The following is a 20,358-nucleotide window of genomic DNA, read 5'->3' as shown; positions in this document are numbered from 1 at the left end:
ACCGGTCACGTTCAGCGACGGCGCTACAGGGTTCGAAATTCCCCGACGACCACGTCTTTTTCACATGTCCTTGACGAGACCTTGATCGCGCGATTCGACAATGGAGGCAACTGACGAGTCCGCCTCCATGAACGAACCCCAACGCGTGTTTTCCTCCATCACTCCTAGTGAGAACGGCGTCGTTGCCGACGGCGCATTCGGCACAGGTGTCTGCCAACGCGTCCGTCAGTGGCGCCTCAAGCGCCTGCTGCGCCTGGCCCTGCGCATGGCCGAGGAGCCGATCCTGGTGCTGGAGGTCTCGCAATTGCCTGGCGCCGCCTGGCCGGTGCTGCTGGAGCACAGCAACCGCGTCATCGTGGCGACCTGCCTGTCCGGCGACACGCTGGCCGACGCCCACCGGCGACTGCCCGAGGCGATGAAGCGGCGGATCAGGGACCTGCCCGCCCCGCAGGAAAACGCCGAACTGCGCAAGGGTTCGGTCGATTGCCTGTTGCTCCCGGAAATCCCGCACAGCGCCTGCAACCGGCAGAACATCCGGCTGCTGAACCAGTGGATTCCCGTGACCCGCGACAGCGTGATCCTGTTCGCCCGCGTCGACCACTCCAGCCCTGCCCTCGCGACGGACCAGGCCTGCCCCTGCGGCTCGGATCCGCATCCCGGCGGCCCGGACTTCGCCAGCGCCCGCTCCCTGGAGCGCGAGTTCCAGCGCCTGGGTTTCTCGCAGATACGCCATTACAACGTCGTCCCCGGCGTGGACGGCGTGCGGGTCTACATCCTGCGCAAGTAAGCGCTTTCACCATCCGTCGCTGAACCGGCGCACGCCGGGGCGCCCGCTATACTGCTCTTTTGCCATCATCGAAGATTTTCAGGGGGCCTCCCCGATGCAGAACAACACGGTAATGCGCTATTTCCCGTGGCTCGCCCTGGCGCTGCTGGTGGGCAGCCTCGCCGGCTGGCAGATCGGCAATATCATCGGGCTGAACGGTAACCGATGGTTTGCCGAACCCGAATTCACCTTCGAGATTCTGGTGGCGCTCAGCGGCGCGTTCTGTGGCGCCCTGCTGTCCTATGCCAGTGAACGAGGGCTGATGTGGCGAGCGCTTGGCGTGCTGGCAGGCACCTGCTTCATCGTCGCCGTCCTGGGTTACTGCCGGCACAGCCTCGGTGTCCCCTCTCCGAACATGGAACTGCTGACGTACGCCCGGCAGTTCGTCCTGCAGACCTTCGGCATCTGGATTTCGCCCTTGTTCGGCGCGGCGCTGGTTTCGCTGCTGCGGGTGATTCTGCGCTGACCCCTGTGCCATGATCGCGGCTTCGCGCCCACCGCCGGAGCTCCCATGCCGCTGACCCTGTTGCTGCGCTGCCGCGACCTCGAGCTTACCCGCGAGCATTACCGCGACACGGTCGGCTTCAACGTGACCGACTCCGCCGAGGGCACGCTCACCGTGCAACTGGAGGACTGCCGACTGCTGTTCACCGTCCAGGACCTGTGGGGCCGCGAGGCAGGTTGCTCGGGCACGATCTACCTGCGACTCGCCGACGTCGCACGCTACTTCGCCGCCGTGAAGGACCGGGCGCAGATCGCCTGGCCGCTGCAGGACATGCCCTACGGCTCGCAGGAATTCGGCGTGCGCGACTGCAACGGCTACCACCTGGCCTTCGCCCAGCACGCCAAAGCCTGAGCAGGCCCGGCGGATTACTGCACAGCGTGCAGCTATGTCCTGCATCAGCCCTGTCTGGTGCATTACGGGCACATCCCTAGACTGGCGGGTACCATCACCAGTCAGGGGAACACCATGCCCACCCGCGTATCACTACAAGCCTTCGGCGGCCCGGAAGTCCTCCGCTTCGAACAGTCCCCGGTGCAACAACCCGGCCCCGGCGAAGTGTGGCTGGAACAGGCCGCCATCGGCGTCAATCCACTGGACCTGAGCCAGCGCTCCGGCGCGGTGAAGGTGCCGCTGCCCTCCTCGCTCGGCCTGGAAGGCGCCGGTACCGTGGCCGCCCTCGGCGCAGGTGTGACCAACGTGCAGGTCGGCGACCGCGTCGCCTACGCCACCGGGCCGCTCGGCGCCTATGCCAGCGCCCGCCTGTACCCGGCGGAGCGCCTGGTGAAGCTGCCGGACTGCGTCAGCTTCGAGGACGCTGCCGCCGTGCTGTTCAAGGGCATCACCGCGCAATACCTGCTCAAGTCCACCTGGCCGGTCGGCCCCGGCTCCCGCGTCCTGATCTATGGCGCCGCCGGCGCGCTGGGGCAACTGATGGTGCCCTGGGCCAGGCACCTGGGCGCCTTCGTCATCGGTGTGGTGTCGAAGCCGCAGAGCGTCGAACGCGCCCGCGCCGCCGGCTGCAATGAAGTGCTGGTGTTCGATGCCGCGACGCTCGCCGATCAGGTCCGCGAGATCACCGACGGGCACAAGGTCGACGTGGTCTACGACCCCATTGGCCGCGCCACTTTCGAAGCCTCGCTGGACTGCCTGCGCCCGCGCGGCCTGCTGGTGAGCTTCGGCATGGCCTCCGGCGCGCCGCCGGCCGTGGAAGTCGCCACGCTGAACGCCAAGGGCTCGCTGTTCCTCACCCGCCCCTCGCTCGCCGCGCACACCGCCTCTGCCGAGGAATACCAGCAGCGTGCAAAGGACGTCCTGCAGGCCGTCGCGGACGGTATCATCCAGCCTCGCGTGTGGCGTCGTTACCCGCTGGCGGAAGTCGCCCGGGCCCACGCCGACCTGCACGAAGGCCGCTCCGAAGGGGCCCTCGTACTCACGCCATGACCACCACCGCGAGAGCCGCCCTGGTGGATTCGCCGAATCAGGAGCCCTATGGATCTGTTCGATAGTCGCCAGGCCGACGAACTCGCCACACTCCTGGCGCTGGCCGAGCACGGCTCCTTCGCCGCCGCCGGCCGCGCCCTGCAACGCCACCCATCGGTGCTGTCCAAACGCCTCGGTGCGCTGGAGCAACGCCTGGGTGTGCGGCTGGTGGAACGCACCACCCGCCAGCTGCGCTTCACCGACGAAGGCCAGCGCCTGGTGGAGCGCCTGCGCCAGGCCGCCAGCCTGATCGCCGAGGCCCAGGACCAGGCCACCCGCAGCGCGGCGCAGGTTCAGGGCCGCCTGAAACTCGCCGTGCCGGCCGCCATGGGCCGGCTCTGGCTGAGCCCGATCCTCTCGCGTTTCGTCCTCGCTCACCCGCAGGTGACGCTGGAAGTGGAGTACTCGGAGCGCTTCGTCGACCTCGTCGCCGAAGGCTTCGACGCCGCCATCCGCATCGGCGAACTGGCCGACAGCCGCCTGCTGGCCCGCCGGCTCTGCGACCTGCGGCGCATCCTCTGCGCCGCCCCCGACTACCTGGGGCGCCACGGCACCCCGCGAGCGCCGGCTGAGCTGGCCACCCACAATTGCCTGGGTTTCACCGGCCTGCACACCTGGCCGGACTGGAAGCTGGCCAACGGCAACCGGCAGCAGACCGTTCGCGTCAGCGGCAACCTGCACAGCAACGACAACGAGGCCCTGCTCTCGGCAGCGCGCCTGGGCGTGGGCATCCTCGCCGGCGGTGAATGGCTGATGAAGCACGACCTCGACGCCGGCCGCCTGGTGCGGGTGCTGCCGGGCTGGCAACTGGACGCCTCTGCCGGTATCTATTTCGTGCGCCCTTCGGCGCGCTACAGCTCAGCCACCAGTGAAGTGTTCAAGGCATGGATCGAGGCACAGTTCGCCAACGGTGCGCCGTGGGAGCGGCCACCGCTCTGATCGACCGGGCACAAAAAAGGGCGCCCGGCATCGCAATACCGGGCGCCCTGTTTCTCTCGACCGACCTCAGACCGTGACGACGATCTTGCCCACCTGCTGGTTGGCTTCGAGGAAGCGATGGGCGTCCTGGATCTGCTCCAGCGGGAAGGTCCGCGCGATCACCGGGCTCAGCGCGCCGGACTCCAGTCCCTTGACGATGAAGGCCTTGGCGCGCTCCAGCGCCGCCGGGTCGGCAACGATCTCGGCGTAGAGGTAGCCCTTCAGCGTCAGGCTCTTGCCCAGCACGGTGAACAGCGGGAAAGGCGTCGGTTCCGGGCTCAGCGCGCCGTACTCGAGGAGGATGCCGCCCCGCGCCATGGCCTGGGTGAGCACCTCGAAGCCGGGGCCGCCGATCGGGTCGAACACCACGCGCGCGCCCTGCCCTCCGGTCAGCGCCATCACCTGCTCGACGATGTCCTCGTCGTCACTGACGATCACATGACTGGCGCCAGCTTCCAGCAATGCCTGCTTCTTGGCCTGGGTGCGGGTCACGGCAATCGAGGTGGCGCCGACCATGCGGGCGATCTGGAACGCTGCGAGACCGACGCTGCTGGATGCCGCCGTGACCAGCACGAACTCGCCCCGGGACAGCTTCGCCTGCTCCACCAGCGCGCCCCAGGCAGTGACGTACTGCATCCAGGACGCTGCAGCCTGTTCGAAACTGAGGTTCTGCGGATGCTTCACCACCAGGTGCGCCGGCACGTTGGCCACTTCTCCGTAGGTGCCCCAGCGGGCGATATCCAGCGGCGGGATCAGGCTCACTGCATCGCCCACCGCGACCGCCTTCACGGAGCTGCCCAACGCACTCACCACACCGGCCGCCTCGTAGCCCAGGCGGCTGGGGAACTCGGCTTCCTGCAGGTAGGCGTGGTTGCGGAACATCACTTCGGCGCGGTTCAGGCCGATGGCCTTGACCGCGATCTGCACCTCGTCCGCTGCCGGGGCGGGCACGTCCACCGCCTCCAGCTTCAGGACGCTGGCGTCACCGTATTGGTGGATTCTGACAATGCGGGCCATGGAAACCTCTCTTCAGAGCTGGGGCCAGCGTGAAAGCGCAGGCCGGAATGGGAGTGTAGAAAGTCACGGCAGCAGTGCTCGACCGTTCGCGACAGGGGGAAAATCTAGGCGTTGGCCGGGCTCGGATAAAGGCCTAGGATGGCCAGACACTTGAAACACAGGGTTTGCAATGGACCGTCTCGAACAGATGGCCACCTTCGTCAGGGCAGTGGAGCTGGGCTCCTTCAGCGCGGTGGCCGAAGAACTGCAGATGTCGTCGCAACTGGTGGGCAAGCAGGTGAAGATGCTCGAGCAGCACCTGGGCCTGTCCCTGCTCAACCGAACCACGCGGCGGCAGAGCCTCACCGACTTCGGCCGGGCCTTCTACCAGCGTGCCAAACTGATCCTGGCGGACATGGAGGCGGCGGAAAGCCTCGCCGCCGTCACCCGTGGCACGCCCAGCGGGCGGCTGCGAATCAACGCGCCAGTGACCTTCGGCATGCGCGTCCTGTCGCCACGCCTGCTGGAGTACATGGTGCGCTACCCGCAAGTGGCGGTGGACCTGACGCTCTCCAACGACCTGGTGGACCTGGTCAACGACGGCTACGACGTGGTCTTCCGCATCGGCGAGCTGGCCGACAGCCGCCTCAAGGCCGTGCCGCTGGCGCCCTACCGGCTCGTGCTGTGCGCCGCACCAGCGTACCTCGCGCGGCGCCCGGCGATCCTCGCGCCCGAGGACCTGAGCCAGCACGAATGCCTGGGCTTCGCCGTTTCCGATGGCCGCTCCAGCTGGACCTTCGATGGGCCGGACGGGCGCATCGAGGTGCCGATTACAAGCCGTTTGACGATCAATCAGGGTGACCCGCTGCTGGCAGCGGCGGTGGCCGGGCTGGGCGTGGTGCTGCAACCCCAGGAGCTGGTCGGTGACGCGTTGCGCAGCGGCACGCTGGTGCAGCTGCTGCCGCAATACAGCGTGCCGACCTCGCCGATGCACATCCTCTACGCCCCGGACCGGCGCCTCACACCCAAGCTGCGCAGCTTCCTCGACTTCGCCATCGCCGCTTTCGGTCGTAGCGCATGAGCGCTCGTGAGCAGGCCTGGCAGGGCGAGCTCTGGCTGGGCGCGGACTTCTGCCTCGTGGCCGGCACCACCGGCCATGCGCGTCCCCACGCCCACTACGCGCACCAGTTGCTGATGGCCTGCGAAGGTGAAGTGAACGCGCTGATCGACGAGCAGCCGCAGCAGGCTGCGCTGCTGGTGATCGCCTCCAACCAGCGCCACGCGATCCTCGACAGCGACCAGCGCGCCGTCACCCTGTTCGCCGAGCCGCTGGCGTTCGAGCTGGCCGAGCTGGAGCGGCTTTGCCGGCAGGTCGGGCCGGACCTTCAAGGACTTGCATCAGGCCTGCGCGAACTGCCGCGCCGACAGCTCGACCCACGCCTGGAGAAAGCCCTGCAACGCATCCGCGCGCTGGACGAAGGCGCCCTGCCCGCCCAGGCGCTGGCCGAGGCAGCCTCACTCTCGCTGAGCCAGCTGGAACGGCTGTTCAGCGGCACGCTGGGCCTGTCGGTGCGCCGGCTGGTGCTCTGGCAACGGCTGCGCCAGGCACTGCGGCTGGCCATGGCCGGCGACAGCCTGACCACTGCTGCCATCACGGCGGGCTTTGCCGATTCCGCGCACTTCTCCCGCAGCGTGCGCAGCCAGTTCGGCATCCGCGCCGACCTGACGCTGCGCCAGCTGAAGCTGCGCCTACTCGACTAGCAGGCGACGCAATTCCGTCGGCAACGGTACCGGGGAGTGCGTTGTATCGATGCGACGAAACGGCTCAGCCAGCTGATCGAAGTAAGCCACCGGGTAGTCAGGGCGGTCGCCGATCCCCAGGTCATCCTCCGCCAGCGCGTAGTCAGGCAGGTGCAACGCAGTGCCCAGCAGGCGATCCCAGAAGCTGAAGAACAGCGCGAAATTCACGTCCCCCGCCGTGCCGTATTTCAAGTGGTGCAGGCGATGCAGCGGCGCCCAGGCGAACAGGTGGCGCAGAGCACCGATGCGCATGTCCACATTGCTGTGCTGCAGCAACAGCTGGATAGCAATGGCGAACGCCAGCAGCGCCGCGACCTCCACGGGAACACCCAGCAACAGCAGCGGCAGCGTGCCGCCGAGGGCTTCGAGCATCTGGTGCAGCGGATGCTTCATCAGCCCGTTGAAGCCATACATGCGCGTGACGCTGTGGTGTACCGCATGCAGACGCCACAACAACGACGAACGGTGGCTGGCGTAGTGCACCAGGGTGATGCCCAGATCGGCGATCAGCAGCGCCGCCAGCAATTGCAGCGCCAGTGGCCAATCCGTTGGCCACTGGCCGAAATGCGGCAGCCACAGGGCCATCAACGGAATCGCCGCAATGCCCAGCGCATTCAGCGTTTCATTGACCAGCGCGTGGATGAGGTCGCGGGCGCCGTCGCCGTGGCTCTCATTCCAGCCTGCGCGATAGGGCCAGAAGCGCTCGGCGAGGAAGGCCAGCAGGATCGCCAGCGGCAACAGCGCCGGCAGGCACAGCAGCGCGACGCCTTCACCGACCAGGTACAGGGCCAGGCCGATGAAGCCGAAGAAGAATGCGGGGGCATAGAGGTATCGCATGAGGCAGCTCCAGTACGGTGGGAGCCACCAGTGTTCCCGTCGAGCCACAAACCACGCTTGAACAATCCGCGCATTCGGCGCCGCCATCGCGCGCGGATTTCCGTACCCCACGGGCAGCCTCAGCGACTCTTGGAAATCACCCCGACCATGTACTGGTTCAGATCGCGCAGGTCATCGATGCTCCAGGCGTGCGGCGGCAGCTTCACGCCGTTCTCGCGCAGGGTCCGGGGGATCAGGCTGCCGTTGGGGCGCAACACCACCGAAGACACGATGACGCCCGGATAGTCACTCAGGCGCTTCCTGAAAGCGGGCGTCGTGAGATCGGGCGTGGGCGGGTTGCTCTTGCGGGCCAGCGGCCCGGTCGCCTTGATGTCCGCGCCGTGGCAAACCGCACAGCGCTGGGTGAAGAGGTTCTTGCCGTTGAGGTTATCCGCCAGGGCTGGCGCTATCTGCGCGAGCGAGAGAATCCCGGTCAGAGCGATGAACAATGCTTTCACTTTCCTGCTTCCTTGCCGTGCCAATTCATCCTGATTCAGTCAGCGTCGCCAGGCACAGCCCAGCGCGCTGAGAGCCAGTATCGCAGCCGCGCCGGCATAGGCCCAGAGCGCCGGCACCTGCGGCAGCAGAACACCGGCCAGGATCGGCCCGAGCCCCGCGCCGATATCGCGCCACACCGCGTTTCCCGCCAGCGCCTGGATACGGCTCTGCGGGTTGCGCTGCGCCACCAGCGTGACCACCAGCGGCAGCTGCAACGCCCGCAGCACCAGCACGAAGAAGGCACCGACGAACAGCCAGTAGCTGCCGAACATCAGCAGCGCCAGCGAGGTGGCCAGCGACAACACGACCAGCATGCGCAGTGCGCCGAAGCGATCGGCCAGGCGCCCGCCGAAGGGGCTGAAGAGCATCTCGCTGAGATACCGCACCGCCATCAGCACACCGGCCACCAGCACGCCGGTGCCGCCCAGGTGAGTCTGCGCGTAGAGCGACAGGCCGAAGATGAACAGGCCGTCGAGGGTCACGCCTTCGATGAAGGACCAGGTGGCGATGCTGTCCGGCAGGCGCAGGCGGCGGCCGCTGTTGGCGGGGATGTCGTGGGCCTTGTCGGGCAGCGCGCGGGCGCGCCAGAGGCCGCACAGGGCGCTGACGCAGAGGACGAAGAAGATACTGCGCGGGCCCAGCGACTGGGCCATCACCGCGCCCAGCGGGAGGAACAGCATCGGCCCGATGGAGAGGGTCGCCCGCGAGCGCCCGGCGCGGCGTGCAGCGCCCTGTGCTTCAGCGGTGGCGAGGGTCTGGGTACTGAGGTTGAACGTGGCGAAGCACAGGCCCCAGACCAGCCTAAGGACCAGCAGCGCGGCGAAGCCGGACAGGGTCGCGTTGCCCAGCGCGCAGGCCGCCGCCGCGAAGGCCGCGAGGCTGCACGCGGCGCGGTCGCCGTGGCGGCCGTAGAAGCGCACCACCCAGCCGTAGCCGACGATGCGCACCAGCCGGTTGGCCGCCAGCAGGATGCCCGCTTCCACCAGGGTCACACCGAAATCGGCGGCGTACATCGGCAGCAGCAGGTACAGCAGCACGTCGCTGGGCAGGCACAGGCTGAGCACCTGGGCGGAGTTGCGCGAATCTCGGTCGGCTCGCTGCAGGGCAGGCGCGGAAGCGGACGACATGACAGCCTCGTGACAACGACGGGGGCCGCAGGATAACCCGCGCCCCGCCCCGCAGGACAAGCCTTACGCCGGCGCCGGCCGCTGTGCTATTGCGCGAGCGAGCGCAGGAAGGAGGCGATCACCTGGCTGCTGCGGCGCTCGGCCAGGTAGTACAGGTAGGTCTCGGTACACACCGGGTCACCAGTGATGCGGATGGCCTTCAGCCGCGGGTCGGCGATGTACTCCGCCTCGGACACCACGCCAATGCCGATGCCACGGATCGCCGCCTCGCGCAGGGCTTCGCGGCTGCCGATCTCCATGGCGATGCGCGGCGTGACGTCGGCCCTGTCCAGCTCGCGCTCCAGCGCCACGCGGGTGGTCGAGCCCTGTTCGCGGCGCAGCAGCGGCTGGCCCTGCAAGGCTTGCAGGCGGACTTCGGCGTTACGCGCGAACGGATGATCGACATGGGCGAAGAGGATCACCGGGTGCCGCGCGTACAGCTGCGCGACGAACGCCGGATCGTCATGCAGCCCGGCCAGCACGCCGACGTCGGTGACGTAGTTTTCCAGGTCGGCAAGCACCGACGCGGAGTTGCCGATGCGGATCGACACGTCGATCTGCGGGTAGTCGCGGCGGTACAGGTCGACCATCTCGATCACATGGAACGGCCCCACCGCGCCGACCTTCAGTTGCCCCCGATTGAGCTGGCCGGAATCGCGCAGCAGGTTGGTCGCTTCCGATTCGAGCATCGACATCTGCTGGGCGATGGGCAGCAGCGCGCGGCCCACGGCGGTCAGCTCGATGCGCCGGCCACGGCGGTGGAACAGCTCCACGTTGAACTCGCGCTCCAGGCCCTGGATCTGCGTGGTCGCGGTCGGCTGGCTGAGGCCGATGGCCCTGGCCCCGGCGCTGAAGCTGGCGTGGCGGGCCACGGCGAGGAAGGTGCGCAGGCGGGCGGTGGACATCCATAGCTCCTATCAATGGATTAGTGCTTTAACCCATATTGATTTGATGGCGTGACTGTCACATGACAGCCCTAGCTTTGGCGCTACCGAACACAACCTCCGGGTAACGCCATGACTTCGCTGACCAGACTGTTCCGCTTCGCCGTGCTGCCGCTCGCCTTCGCCTCCGCCCTGCTGCCGACCGCCCAGGCGCAGGACGCCCTCACCGTCGGCCTGATTCCCTCCGAGGACTCCCAGGCCATGATCAAGAGCAGCCAGCTGGTGCTCGACCAGTTGCAGGAACGCCTGGGGATGCCGGTGAAGCCCTTCGTGGCCACCGACTACAACGGCGTGATCGAAGCGCTGCGCGCCGGCAAGCTCGACGTCGCCTACCTCGGCCCGTTCTCCTACGTGCTGGCGCATCAGGTCGCCGGTGCCGACGCCTTCGCCGTGGCGGTGACCAAGAAGACCGGCACCAGCGCCTACCACAGCCTCATCATCGCCCGTCAGGACAGCGGCATCCGCAGCCTGGACGACCTCAAGGGCCATACCTTCGCCTTCGTCGACCCCAGTTCCGCCTCCGGCCACCTGTTCCCCAAGGCCGGCCTGGAGCAGTCCGGCCATGACCCGAAGGCGCTGTTCTCGCGGGTGATCTTCTCCGGTTCCCACGACGCCAGCATCCTCGCCGTGGCGAACCGCAAGGTGGACGCCGCCGCCGTGGCCGACCGCATCCTCGCCGGCGCCATCAGCTCGGGGCAGGTCAAGCAGGACGACATCCAGGTCGTCTGGAAGTCCGACGACATCCCCGAATCGCCCATGGTCTGGCGCAAGAACCTCGACCCGGAACTGCAACAGAAACTGGTCGCCGCGTTCGCCTCGATCAAGGACGTGCCGTGGGGCGACCAGGGCCAGCTCAATGGCTTCCAGCCCACCAACGACGCCGCCTACAACGTCGTGCGCGACACCGCCAAGGTGCTCGACCTCGACCTGCGGAGCCTGAAATGATCCGTGTCGCCCAGCTGACCAAGGGCTACGGCGACAACCCGGTGCTGCGCGGGATCGACCTGCGCATCGAGGCCGGCGAGTTCGTGGTGATCCTCGGTCAGTCCGGCGCCGGCAAGTCCACCCTGCTGCGCTGCATGAACCGCCTGGCCCAGGCCGACGGCGGCGAATTGCAGGTGGCCGGCGTCGACGCCATGCAGGCGCGCGACCAGCGCGAACTACGTCGGCGGGTGGCGATGATCTTCCAGCACCACAACGTGGTGCCGCGCCTGTCGGTGTTGAAGAATGTGCTCACCGGGCGCCTGGGCTGCGTCGGCACCCTCGCCTCGGTGCTGCAGCTGTTCAGCCGCGACGACGTCGCCCTGGCCCGCGAATGCCTGCGCCGGGTGGAGCTGGAACACAAGGCGGAAGCGCGCACCGATTCCCTCTCTGGCGGGCAGATGCAGCGCGTGGGCATCGCCCGTGCGCTGGCCCAGCGGCCGCAGGTGATCCTCGCCGACGAACCGGTGGCGAGCCTTGACCCGAAGACCGCACAGCTGGTCATGCACTACCTGCGCGAGGTCACCCGCAAGCTGGGCATCACCGTGGTGTGCAACCTGCACCAGGTGGACCTGGCGCGGGAGTTCGGCGACCGCATCGTCGGCCTCGCCAACGGCCGTCTGGTGTTCGACGGCAGCCGCGAACAACTGGACGACGCGGCCCTGCGGCGCATCTACCAGCAACGCCCGAGCAGCGAGGCAACCGCTTACCAGGAGGCCGCCCGCGCGGTCTACGCCAGCGAAACAGGAGCCGGAGCATGAACCTGCGCAGCCACCAGTGGATGGTCGAGACGCCGCACACCAAGCGCGGCTGGCTGACCACCGGCGCCGCCGTGCTGGCGGTGCTCTACCTGCTGCACTGGAGCGCCGAGGGCGCACAGCTGAGCTGGAGCGAACTGGCCAGCGGCCTGCCGCAGATCGGCGACTTCCTCAGCCGCTCGCTGCCGCCGGACCTGAGCATCCTGCCGAGCCTCTGGGGCCCGGCGCTGGAGACCCTGCAGATCGCCCTCTGGGGCACCCTGCTGGGCATCGTGCTCGCCGTACCGCTGGGTTTTCTCGCCGCACGCAACCTGCACGGCAACCGCTGGCTGTACCTCGCCACGCGCCAGCTGCTCAACGTCATCCGCAGCATCAACGAACTGATCCTCGCCCTGGTGTTCGTCTCCGCCGTGGGCCTGGGGCCCTTCCCCGGCGTGCTGGCCCTGGCACTGCACGGCGTGGGCATGCTCGGCAAGTTCTTCGCCGAGAGCATCGAGGAGATCGACCAGGGCCCCATCGAGGCGCTGCAGGCCACCGGTGCGCGGCCGTTGCAGGTGATCGTGTTCGGCGTGCTGCCGCAGGTGATCACCGCGTGGATCGCGGTGGTGCTCTACCGCTTCGAGGTCAACCTGCGCTCGGCCACCGTGCTCGGCATGGTCGGTGCTGGCGGCCTGGGCTTCGAACTGGTCAGCAGCCTTAAGCTGTTCAAGTACCAGGAGACCGCCACCTGCATCGTCGTCATCACCGTCATGGTGGTGCTTGCCGACCTGCTGTCCAACCGCCTGCGCCACGCCATCCAGGGTAACGGGCGGCACTGACCGCCCGGCCCCTGCCTCTCCCTTCCGCCCCAACCCCCTGCCGCGTGCGCCTGCTATTTCAGCCTGGAGGGCGCGCGCCGGGCAGGCGCACGCCCGGAGTTTGCACAAATGCCCGCACCTGCCGTTATCGGTCTGGCCGATGCCCACCTGCGATCAATCGATTGGAACGAAACCGACGAGGCCCCGAGCATGGCCGCACGTTCAAACAACAACAAGGAACTGCCCATGCCTGCCCGATTCCATAATCCGGTCGCCACCGTTTTCGGCGGCGGCAGCCTGGACCACATCGCCGAGTTGTGCGAAGGCAAGGTCGCCCTGGTGACCTTCCCCGAAGCCGCGCAACTGGGGCTGATCGACCGTGTTCGCAACCTGCTCGGCGAGCGCCTCGCCTACGTCATCGACGATGTGCAGCCCAACCCCGACGTGGCTTGGCTGCGCGATGTGCACGAGCGTTTCTGGCGTGAGGCAGCGGACTGCAGCACCGTCTTCGCCCTCGGCGGCGGCAGCGCCATCGACACCGCCAAGGCGCTGATCGTCGGCACCGCATCCGGGCACTTCGACGAACTGCTCGATCTGCTGGCCGCCGGCAAGCCCTTCACTCCGGCGCGCAGCAAGACACTGATCGCCGCGCCGACCACCGCCGGCACCGGCAGCGAAGTCACGCCCTGGGCGACCATCTGGGACGCGCAGCAGCAGAAGAAGTATTCCCTGCACCTGGACTGCACCTGGCCCAAGGTCGCGCTGATCGACCCGGACCTGATGCTCAGCGTGCCCGCCGGGGTGACGGTTTCCACCGGGCTGGACGCGCTATCCCACGCGCTGGAATCGATCTGGAACCACAACGCCAACCCCATCTCCGACACCTTCGCCCTCTCCGCCATCGAGGACATCCTCGACTGCCTGCCGCGCCTGCAGCAGGACCTTTCCAACCGCGAACTGCGCTCGCGCATGGCCCTGGCCGCGCTGAAGGCCGGCATGGCCTTCTCCAACACCAAGACCGCGCTGGCCCACTCCATCTCCTACGAGATGACCCTGCGCCACGGCCTGCCCCACGGCATCGCCTGCTCCTTCACCCTGCCGCTGGTGCTGGGCCTGGCCTGGGGCCGCGATGCCGACCGCGACCGCACCCTGCAACGGGTCTTCGGCCACGACCTTGCCGGCGCGCAGAAGCGCCTGCGTGAATTCCTCCACCGCCTCGGGGTCAAGACCGAGTTCGGCGACTACGGCGTGACTGCCGCGGAAGCCGAAGCGATGATCGACTTCGCCATGCAGGGTGCCCGCGGCCGCAACTTCATCGGCTCCCAGGCCGCCTGACGCCGCTCCTCACCGGGCGGCCCTGGCGGCCGCCTTTTCCTGCTGCACCGAATAAGAGTGCCGACACGCCGAGCTTCCAGCCGGCGCGAGCGAACAAGAAGGAAAACACCATGAACCGTGCACAAACCCTGTCTGGGCCAGTCTCCGCCGTCACCCCGTTTCGCCTCGCCCAGTGGCGCATGCTGCTGGCCGCGATGTTCTGCTACCTGTTCTTCTACACCGGCCGCCAGACCTTCGGCTTCGCCATCCCCGGCATCCAGGCCGAGTTCGGGCTGAGCAAGGAAACCCTCGGCTGGGCCTCCAGCGCCATGCTGTGGATGTACGCCATCGGCCAGGCCATCAACGGCAATCTCGCCGACAAGTTCGGCGGCCGGCGCATCATGAGCCTCGGCGCAGCGCTGTCCTGCGGGGCCAACTGGGTCACCAGCTTCGCCGGCGGCTTCGTCAGCCTGGTGCTGCCTTGGGGCATCAACGGCTACTTCCAGGCCTTGGGCTGGGCGCCGGGCAGCCGCCTGCTGTCGAACTGGTGGAGCGCCGCCGAGCGCGGCAAGGTCTACGGCTTCTATGTGTTCGCCGCCGGCTGCGCGTCGGTGCTGTCCTACGTCACCTCGGTGATAGTGATCGACGTGATGCACCTGGAGTGGCGCTGGATCTTCCGCCTGCCGGTGCTGCTGATGCTCGCTGGCGGCATCGTGTTCTACCTGGTGGCCCGCGAGCGCCCGCAGGACATGGGCTTCGAGCCGCTGGCCGACACCGGCGTGGCCAACGCCGAGGACCGCGCCAGCGAAGCCGCCCACGGCGAGGAAGAGACCTCGACGCAACGCTACCTCGCCGTGCTGAAGAACCCGCGCCTGCTGGTGGCAGCGCTGTCGCTGGGCTTCCAGAACGCCGCGCGCTACGGGCTGATCGTCTGGGTGCCGGTGCACTTCCTCGGCGCCGACTGGCAGAAGGGCCAGAGCTTCATCGACCCTAAATGGATCACCATCGCCCTGCCCGTCGGCATGGCCGTGGGTGCGCTGAGCAACGGCTGGGTGTCCGACCGCCTGTTCGGCAGCAAGCGCTACCGCGCGATCATGCTCTACATGGTGCTGGGCGCCCTCACCAGCCTGTGGATGTGGAGCCTGCCGGCACACAGCGGCGTCGGCCTGCTCGCGCTGTTCCTCTGCGGCTTCTTCGTCTACGGCCCGGCGTCGAGCTTCTGGGCGCTCTGCCCGGACCTGGTCGGCGCGCGCCGCGCCGGCACCGCCACCGGGATCATGAACTTCTCCTCCTACCTCTTTGCGGGTCTGGCCGAACCCCTGATCGGTCGCATGCTGGACACGACCGGCAATACTTCACTGATCTTCATCGTGGTCACCACGGCCTGCGTGTGCAGTGCGGTGGTCGCCCTGTTCGTCCGGCGCTGAGGGCACGGCCATGTGGCAAGCCCCGATGCCAGACGCTCCCCACAAAAAGAGAAGCCATGTACCAGTACCACAAGTGGTTGCGCTCCTTTCATGCCGTGGCCCGCACCGGCAGCTTCACCCAGGCCGCGGCGCTGCTGAGCGTCGGCCAGCCGACCATCAGCGAGCAGGTCAGCGGGCTGGAGAAGCGCTTTTGCGTGGAGCTGTTCCACCGCCGCGGCCGCTTCATCGAGCTGAGCCCGGCCGGGCAGCAACTCTACGCGATCACCCAGGGCCTGTTCGGCCAGGAGGACGAAGCCCTGCAACTGCTGCAGAGCTTCCAGCAGCGCAAGCAGGGCATGCTGCGCCTCGGCGCGGTGTCGCCGCCGATCGCCATGAGCCTGACCTACTCGCTGATGCAGCGTTACCCGGACATCGAACTGGAGACTTCCTTCACCAGCGAGGCCGGCACCCTGGAGCGGCTGTACAACTTCGACATCGACGTGGCGATCCTCGCCCTCTCCGAGTTCGACCAGCGCCTGAGCACCCAGTTGTACCGCACCTGCCCGATCCTCGCGGTGGTACGCGACGACCACCCCTGGGCACGGCAGGAATCGGTCAGCGTGCAGGAGATCGCCAAGGAGCGTGTGGTACTGCGCGAGCCGGCCTCGCGTACCCGCCAGCTGGTGGAGGAAGGCTGTCGCCAGCACGGCGTGGAACTGGACTGCGCGATGCAGCTGAACAGCCGCGAGGCCATCGTGCATGCGGTGGTACACGGCATCGGCGTGGGCTTCGTCTCGGCGGTGGAGTACGCCGACCGGCCAGGCACGCGCTCCATCGCCTTCGCCGAGGACCCGTTCCACATCAGCTACTACCTGTGCTGCCTGGGCATCCGCCGCAAGCGGCCGATCATCGCCGAGCTGTTCGACTCCACGGCCTGACCTTCAACCCGGACCAACCCTGAAACCGCGAGCCTGCCACCACGCCGGGCGGGCTGCGCTCACCTTCGATTTCACAAGTAACCCCCTCACAGGAGCATCACCATGCACTACCAGCAACCCAAGCAACTGCAGGCCGCCATCCTCGACTGGGCCGGCACCGTGGTCGACTTCGGCTCCTTCGCGCCGACGCAGATCTTCGTCGAAGCCTTCGCCGAGTTCGGCGTCCAGGTCAGCCTGGAAGAAGCCCGTGGCCCGATGGGCATGGGCAAGTGGGACCACATCCGCACCCTGTGCGACATCCCCGCCATCGGCGAACGCTACCGCGCCGCCTTCGGCCACCTGCCCACCGATGACGACGTCACCGCCATCTACGAGCGCTTCATGCCGCTGCAGATCGAGAAGATCGCCGAGCACTCGGCGCTGATTCCGGGCGCGCTGGATGCCATCGCCGCACTGCGCAAGCAAGGGCTGAAGATCGGCTCCTGCTCCGGCTATCCGGCGGTGGTGATGGAGAAGGTCGTCGCCCTGGCGAAGACCAACGGCTACGTCGCCGACCATGTGGTCGCTACCGATGAAGTGCCCAACGGCCGTCCGCACCCAGCCCAGGCACTGGCCAACGTGATTGCCCTGGGCATCAACGACGTGGCGGCCTGCGTGAAGGTCGACGACACCTGGCCGGGCATCCTCGAAGGCCGCAGTGCCGGCATGTGGACCGTGGCGCTGACCTACTCGGGCAACGCCCTGGGTCTGACCTATGAGCAGTACAAGGCGCTGCCGGCGGAGAAACTGGAGCAGGAACGCCGCCGCATCGGCCAGATGTTCGAAGGCTCGCGCCCGCACTACCTGATTGACACCATCGCCGAACTGCCGGCGGTGATCGCCGACATCAATGCGCGCCTGGCGCGGGGTGAGATGCCGCAGGCCTGCTGAGCACTCACCAGCTGAACTCGGCGTAGGATGGCGTGGAGCGCAGCGATACCCATCGCACCCACGCGCCATCAGCATGGGTATCGCTGCGGTCCACCCATCCCACAAGTGCTTTCAAGGGAGCTACGGCGTTGGGGTGAGGGGCCGTTGCCGTTGCTCTAGTGCCCCGAATACGGCGGATATTTGTCCCCCGGCACGCGTCGCTGGCGCTGTGGGTCCGGGCCGTCGTGGGGGGCGTGGGGCGGATGCGGCGGGTCGATCTGCGGGTCGGCGAGGTCCGGCGAATCCGGGTCGAAACCCAGTTCCGGATCAATATGCCGCGAACCACCCAGGGGCACCTGGCGCTGCGGGTAGCCGGGCAGCCCACGCTTGTCGCCGGGGCCGGACCTGTCCGGCCAGCGTTCAGGGGCAACGCCCGGGCGCTCTGTGATTTCACCGTGGCCTTTCATGTTCACCTCCAGCGGTTCGGGTAATGGCATGACGGTGGACGCGGGGCGGCGCCGAAGGTTTCAGCCGATTGTCCGACGGTACCGCCGGTGGATTCGCCCAGGCGAAAACCCCCGATCTAGACCATGGTCGCAAAGACCCGACCGCCCATCTGTGACACCTTCGCGCGCTTTTTTAGCGCCCCCGGAGTCACCGCATGCCCTCGCCCCTCTCCTCCAGCCCGCTCGCCCGCCTGAGCGCCCTCGCCCTGCTCGGTGGCATCGCCGCCCCGGCCAGCGCCGACTTCCTGGAGGACAGCAGCGCGCGCCTGGAGTCGCGCACCTTCTACTTCAACCGCGACTTCCGCGACGGCAGCTCGTCCAACCCGCAGGGTGCCTCCAAGCGTGAGGAAACCGCGCAGGGCTTCATTCTCAATCTGCAATCGGGCTACACCGAAGGCACCGTCGGCTTCGGTGTCGACGCCCTGGCCATGCTCGGCGTGAAACTCGACTCCAGCCCCGCCGACAGCAACAGCGGCCTGCTGCCCTCCAGCGGCCACGACCCGCGTCACTCCGAAGACCAGTACGCCAAGGCCGGCGTCACCGGCAAGCTGCGCGTCTCCCACACCCAGTTCAAGTACGGCGCGATGCTGCCGGACATGCCGCTGCTCAAGTACAACGACGGCCGCCTGCTGCCCAACATGTTCCACGGCGCGCAGCTGACCAGCGAGGAAATCGCCCACCTCAAGCTCACCGCCACACGCCTGGAGCGCTACACCGCGCGCGACTCCACCGATGCCCAGGACGTGCGCCTGAACTGCAAGAACAAGCGCTACGCCTGCGATACCACCGGCAACCGCTTCGACTCCTACCAGGCCGACTACCAGGTCAACGACCAGCTCCTGCTGCAGTACGCCCAGGGCGGGCTGGAGAACGTCTACCGCCAGCGCTACGTCGGCATCGTCGGCAAGCAGGCGGTGGGCGCCGGGAAGGTCACGGCCGACCTGCGCTGGTTCGACAGCGATGACGACGGCTCGGCCCGCGCCGGGGAGATCGACAACCGCGCACTGAGCCTGCTGCTGGCCTATGCCCAGGGCGGCCACATCCTCAGCGCCGGCTGGCAGCGCATGAGCGGCGACAGTTCCATGCCCTACCTCGACGGCAGCAACCCCTACCTCGCCAACTACGTGCAGGTGAACGACTTCGCCAACGCCCAGGAGCGCTCCTGGCAACTGCGCTACGACTTCGACCTGCGCAGCGTCGGTGTGCCCGGCCTGAGCTTCATGACCCGCTACGTCAACGGCGACCACATCGCCCTGGCCAACGGCGACGAGGGCAAGGAATGGGAGCGCGACGTGGAGTTCAAGTACGTGATCCAGACCGGCACCTTCAAGGACCTCAGCCTGCGCCTGCGCAACGCCACCTACCGCACCAACTACGAACAGTCGGCGCGCGATGTGGACGAGGTGCGGCTGATCGCCAGCTACAACTTCTCGATGCTCTGATCTGCAGGTCAGCGGGGCGGTCGCGGCCGCCTTTCGCCTTAGAAACGGACGTCCTGAAGCTCGCCAAAATCCACTGAGATTCCCAGTACCTGAATGACGAGAATGGCCGTGGCGATGACCAGATGGACTCGGCGAGAGCTGAAGAAGGCGATGATCGGCAACAGGATGATCACCACCATGAAGACGCCCCAACCGCTGAACCATTGGTTGTCCCAGTACCTCGCCGCTTCCCAGAAGTATTCGGCGTAATAGGCGCTGAACCCGAGGAGGGCCCAGTGCCCGTGGGATTCGAATACCTCCTGGTGAGTCTCGCCGGCCTTCAGCTCGTGAACCGGCAGAATGAGCGCCGCACTGAAGAACAGCAGCAGCGGCGATACCAGCAGTCGCAGAAACTCGTTGTATGTCCAGACATTGATCAGGGACTTCAGGGAGTAGGTGCTCCACCAATATTCGAGCAGCATCAGGAAGAGCGAGGCGCTCCAGATCAGCGGCAACCAATCGATCTTCGAGGTCGCCCGTGAACGCAGCGTCGCCACAACACCAGACAGCAGCCGGGTGACACCAAGCCCCGTCAACATGCCGAAGACGACAGCCAGCCATTGGAACTCGGTACCGGGCATCCGCAGGCCCCCTCTCGCAACGTGTGGCGGTAGACCGCACGGATGCTAAGCCCCGCAGCTGCGGGCGGAGCCTGGAAGCGGGAGGGACAGCCGGCGAGATTGCAGAATTGTGGTGCACATCCTTTAGCCCGAAGCCAGCTCCGCGAAATCCATTGCGGCGCTATGCGTCTTCCAAGGGCGAACACCAGGGTGCCACTCCTGCAAGGCGAATGGTCCTACATGCTGGGGGAACGGATGAGACCCGTTTCATTCTGTCGGCAATGTCCTGGCTCGGGATCGCCGCCAGCAACCGAAAAGTCCCACGAGCCATTAGCCTTGCGGGCCTACGAGCGCCGTCCCTAGCCTCTGGTTCGCCGCAGTTCATCGCGGACGGGCGTAGGAACCTGGCAATACCAACCCAAGGCACGGTGCTCCGCAGTCACGAATTGCAGGTGAAGATTGACCTGTGAAATCGTGCTTTATGGTGGCCGTGCGGGGAGGCCTTCGGGCCTACCGGTTCCTTGGGTCCGGCATTCCTACCTCCGCACGGTCGCCTCTCTTCCCGTAGGAAGGTCGATTGGTGACTTCCATCCACCCATGGAATAACCAAACATGAACTATCCCTTTTTTACCCCCGCGC

The 20,358-nt window shown here is 67.2% G+C and carries 22 protein-coding genes; 15 read left to right on the top strand and 7 right to left on the bottom strand.

What is annotated here, in order from left to right; all coding sequences use genetic code 11:
* Nucleotides 1–127: 127 nt before the first annotated feature.
* The 5 genes from IB255_RS26080 to IB255_RS26060 all read left to right on the top strand — a co-directional run bounded on the left by IB255_RS26080 (nucleotide 128) and on the right by IB255_RS26060 (nucleotide 3,749).
* Complete coding sequence (locus IB255_RS26080; RefSeq protein ID WP_192211043.1) at nucleotides 128–787, top strand: hypothetical protein; 660 nt, start codon at nucleotides 128–130, stop codon at nucleotides 785–787.
* Between the two features lie 94 nt (nucleotides 788–881).
* Entirely contained in the window at nucleotides 882–1,292 is a 411-nt protein-coding gene (locus IB255_RS26075) for a hypothetical protein (RefSeq protein ID WP_192211042.1), read from the top strand.
* A 45-nt stretch (nucleotides 1,293–1,337) separates the two neighbouring features.
* Entirely contained in the window at nucleotides 1,338–1,682 is a 345-nt protein-coding gene (locus tag IB255_RS26070) for a bleomycin resistance family protein (RefSeq protein WP_192211041.1), read from the top strand.
* Nucleotides 1,683–1,796: 114 nt separating this feature from the next.
* Entirely contained in the window at nucleotides 1,797–2,771 is a 975-nt protein-coding gene (locus IB255_RS26065) for a quinone oxidoreductase family protein (RefSeq protein ID WP_192211040.1), read from the top strand.
* Nucleotides 2,772–2,819: 48 nt separating this feature from the next.
* Nucleotides 2,820–3,749, top strand: a complete 930-nt coding sequence (locus IB255_RS26060) for a LysR family transcriptional regulator (protein WP_192211039.1) — start codon at nucleotides 2,820–2,822, stop codon at nucleotides 3,747–3,749.
* A gap of 66 nt (nucleotides 3,750–3,815) precedes the next feature.
* Here the strand turns inward: IB255_RS26060 and IB255_RS26055 are convergent, their stop codons facing one another.
* Nucleotides 3,816–4,805, bottom strand: coding sequence for a zinc-dependent alcohol dehydrogenase family protein (locus IB255_RS26055; protein WP_151187617.1), 990 nt, complete (start codon nucleotides 4,803–4,805; stop codon nucleotides 3,816–3,818).
* 169 nt (nucleotides 4,806–4,974) lie between these two features.
* On the opposite strand from IB255_RS26055, the gene IB255_RS26050 reads away from it, so the two are divergent.
* Both IB255_RS26050 and IB255_RS26045 read left to right on the top strand, forming a co-directional pair.
* A complete protein-coding gene (locus IB255_RS26050) occupies nucleotides 4,975–5,865 on the top strand; it encodes a LysR family transcriptional regulator (RefSeq protein WP_192211038.1) in 891 nt (296 codons plus the stop codon).
* The gene (locus tag IB255_RS26045; RefSeq protein WP_151187618.1) at nucleotides 5,862–6,545 is read left to right on the top strand and encodes a helix-turn-helix transcriptional regulator; all 684 of its coding nucleotides are present in this window, start codon (nucleotides 5,862–5,864) and stop codon (nucleotides 6,543–6,545) included. The genes IB255_RS26050 and IB255_RS26045 overlap by 4 nt, the downstream gene beginning before the upstream one ends.
* Here the strand turns inward: IB255_RS26045 and IB255_RS26040 are convergent.
* The 4 genes from IB255_RS26040 to IB255_RS26025 all read right to left on the bottom strand — a co-directional run bounded on the left by IB255_RS26040 (nucleotide 6,534) and on the right by IB255_RS26025 (nucleotide 10,029).
* Nucleotides 6,534–7,421 (bottom strand): sterol desaturase family protein, encoded by an 888-nt coding sequence (locus IB255_RS26040; protein WP_192211037.1) that lies wholly within the window; start codon nucleotides 7,419–7,421, stop codon nucleotides 6,534–6,536. The genes IB255_RS26045 and IB255_RS26040 overlap by 12 nt on opposite strands.
* 119 nt (nucleotides 7,422–7,540) lie before the next feature.
* A complete protein-coding gene (locus IB255_RS26035) occupies nucleotides 7,541–7,918 on the bottom strand; it encodes a c-type cytochrome (protein ID WP_192211036.1) in 378 nt (125 codons plus the stop codon).
* Nucleotides 7,919–7,957: 39 nt separating this feature from the next.
* A complete protein-coding gene (locus IB255_RS26030; protein WP_192211035.1) occupies nucleotides 7,958–9,085 on the bottom strand; it encodes an MFS transporter in 1,128 nt (375 codons plus the stop codon).
* 86 nt (nucleotides 9,086–9,171) lie between these two features.
* The gene (locus IB255_RS26025; RefSeq protein WP_081518505.1) at nucleotides 9,172–10,029 is read right to left on the bottom strand and encodes a LysR substrate-binding domain-containing protein; all 858 of its coding nucleotides are present in this window, start codon (nucleotides 10,027–10,029) and stop codon (nucleotides 9,172–9,174) included.
* 111 nt (nucleotides 10,030–10,140) lie between these two features.
* Between IB255_RS26025 and phnD the strand changes: the two genes are divergently transcribed.
* From phnD to phnX, 7 genes are all read left to right on the top strand, one after another.
* Complete coding sequence (gene phnD, locus IB255_RS26020; RefSeq protein ID WP_081518506.1) at nucleotides 10,141–11,013, top strand: phosphonate ABC transporter substrate-binding protein; 873 nt, start codon at nucleotides 10,141–10,143, stop codon at nucleotides 11,011–11,013.
* A complete protein-coding gene (phnC, locus tag IB255_RS26015) occupies nucleotides 11,010–11,810 on the top strand; it encodes a phosphonate ABC transporter ATP-binding protein (RefSeq protein ID WP_081518507.1) in 801 nt (266 codons plus the stop codon). Before phnD ends, phnC begins: the two co-directional genes overlap by 4 nt.
* Entirely contained in the window at nucleotides 11,807–12,625 is an 819-nt protein-coding gene (gene phnE, locus IB255_RS26010) for a phosphonate ABC transporter, permease protein PhnE (RefSeq protein WP_081518508.1), read from the top strand. The genes phnC and phnE overlap by 4 nt, the downstream gene beginning before the upstream one ends.
* Nucleotides 12,626–12,850: 225 nt before the next feature.
* Nucleotides 12,851–13,939 carry an iron-containing alcohol dehydrogenase PsrA gene (psrA, locus tag IB255_RS26005; RefSeq protein WP_081518709.1) on the top strand — a complete coding sequence of 363 codons (1,089 nt, stop codon included), beginning with the start codon at nucleotides 12,851–12,853 and terminating at the stop codon, nucleotides 13,937–13,939.
* Nucleotides 13,940–14,049: 110 nt separating this feature from the next.
* Nucleotides 14,050–15,345, top strand: coding sequence for an MFS transporter (locus tag IB255_RS26000; protein WP_081518509.1), 1,296 nt, complete (start codon nucleotides 14,050–14,052; stop codon nucleotides 15,343–15,345).
* Between the two features lie 56 nt (nucleotides 15,346–15,401).
* Nucleotides 15,402–16,262 carry a LysR substrate-binding domain-containing protein gene (locus IB255_RS25995; RefSeq protein ID WP_081518510.1) on the top strand — a complete coding sequence of 287 codons (861 nt, stop codon included), beginning with the start codon at nucleotides 15,402–15,404 and terminating at the stop codon, nucleotides 16,260–16,262.
* A 102-nt stretch (nucleotides 16,263–16,364) separates the two neighbouring features.
* Nucleotides 16,365–17,192 (top strand): phosphonoacetaldehyde hydrolase, encoded by an 828-nt coding sequence (gene phnX, locus IB255_RS25990; protein ID WP_192211034.1) that lies wholly within the window; start codon nucleotides 16,365–16,367, stop codon nucleotides 17,190–17,192.
* A gap of 155 nt (nucleotides 17,193–17,347) precedes the next feature.
* Here phnX and IB255_RS25985 read toward each other — a convergent pair whose 3' ends face one another.
* Complete coding sequence (locus tag IB255_RS25985; RefSeq protein WP_139791581.1) at nucleotides 17,348–17,638, bottom strand: DUF6021 family protein; 291 nt, start codon at nucleotides 17,636–17,638, stop codon at nucleotides 17,348–17,350.
* A gap of 194 nt (nucleotides 17,639–17,832) precedes the next feature.
* Between IB255_RS25985 and IB255_RS25980 the strand changes: the two genes are divergently transcribed.
* Nucleotides 17,833–19,119, top strand: a complete 1,287-nt coding sequence (locus IB255_RS25980) for an OprD family porin (RefSeq protein WP_081518512.1) — start codon at nucleotides 17,833–17,835, stop codon at nucleotides 19,117–19,119.
* Nucleotides 19,120–19,157: 38 nt separating this feature from the next.
* On the opposite strand, the gene IB255_RS25975 is transcribed toward IB255_RS25980, so the two are convergent.
* Nucleotides 19,158–19,739, bottom strand: coding sequence for a hypothetical protein (locus tag IB255_RS25975; protein WP_081518513.1), 582 nt, complete (start codon nucleotides 19,737–19,739; stop codon nucleotides 19,158–19,160).
* Between the last annotated feature and the right edge of the window lie 619 nt (nucleotides 19,740–20,358).

The organism is Pseudomonas sp. PDM22, from assembly GCF_014851965.1.
Classification (GTDB): Bacteria; Pseudomonadota; Gammaproteobacteria; order Pseudomonadales; family Pseudomonadaceae; genus Pseudomonas.
This window is presented reverse-complemented; position numbering and strand designations above follow the sequence as displayed.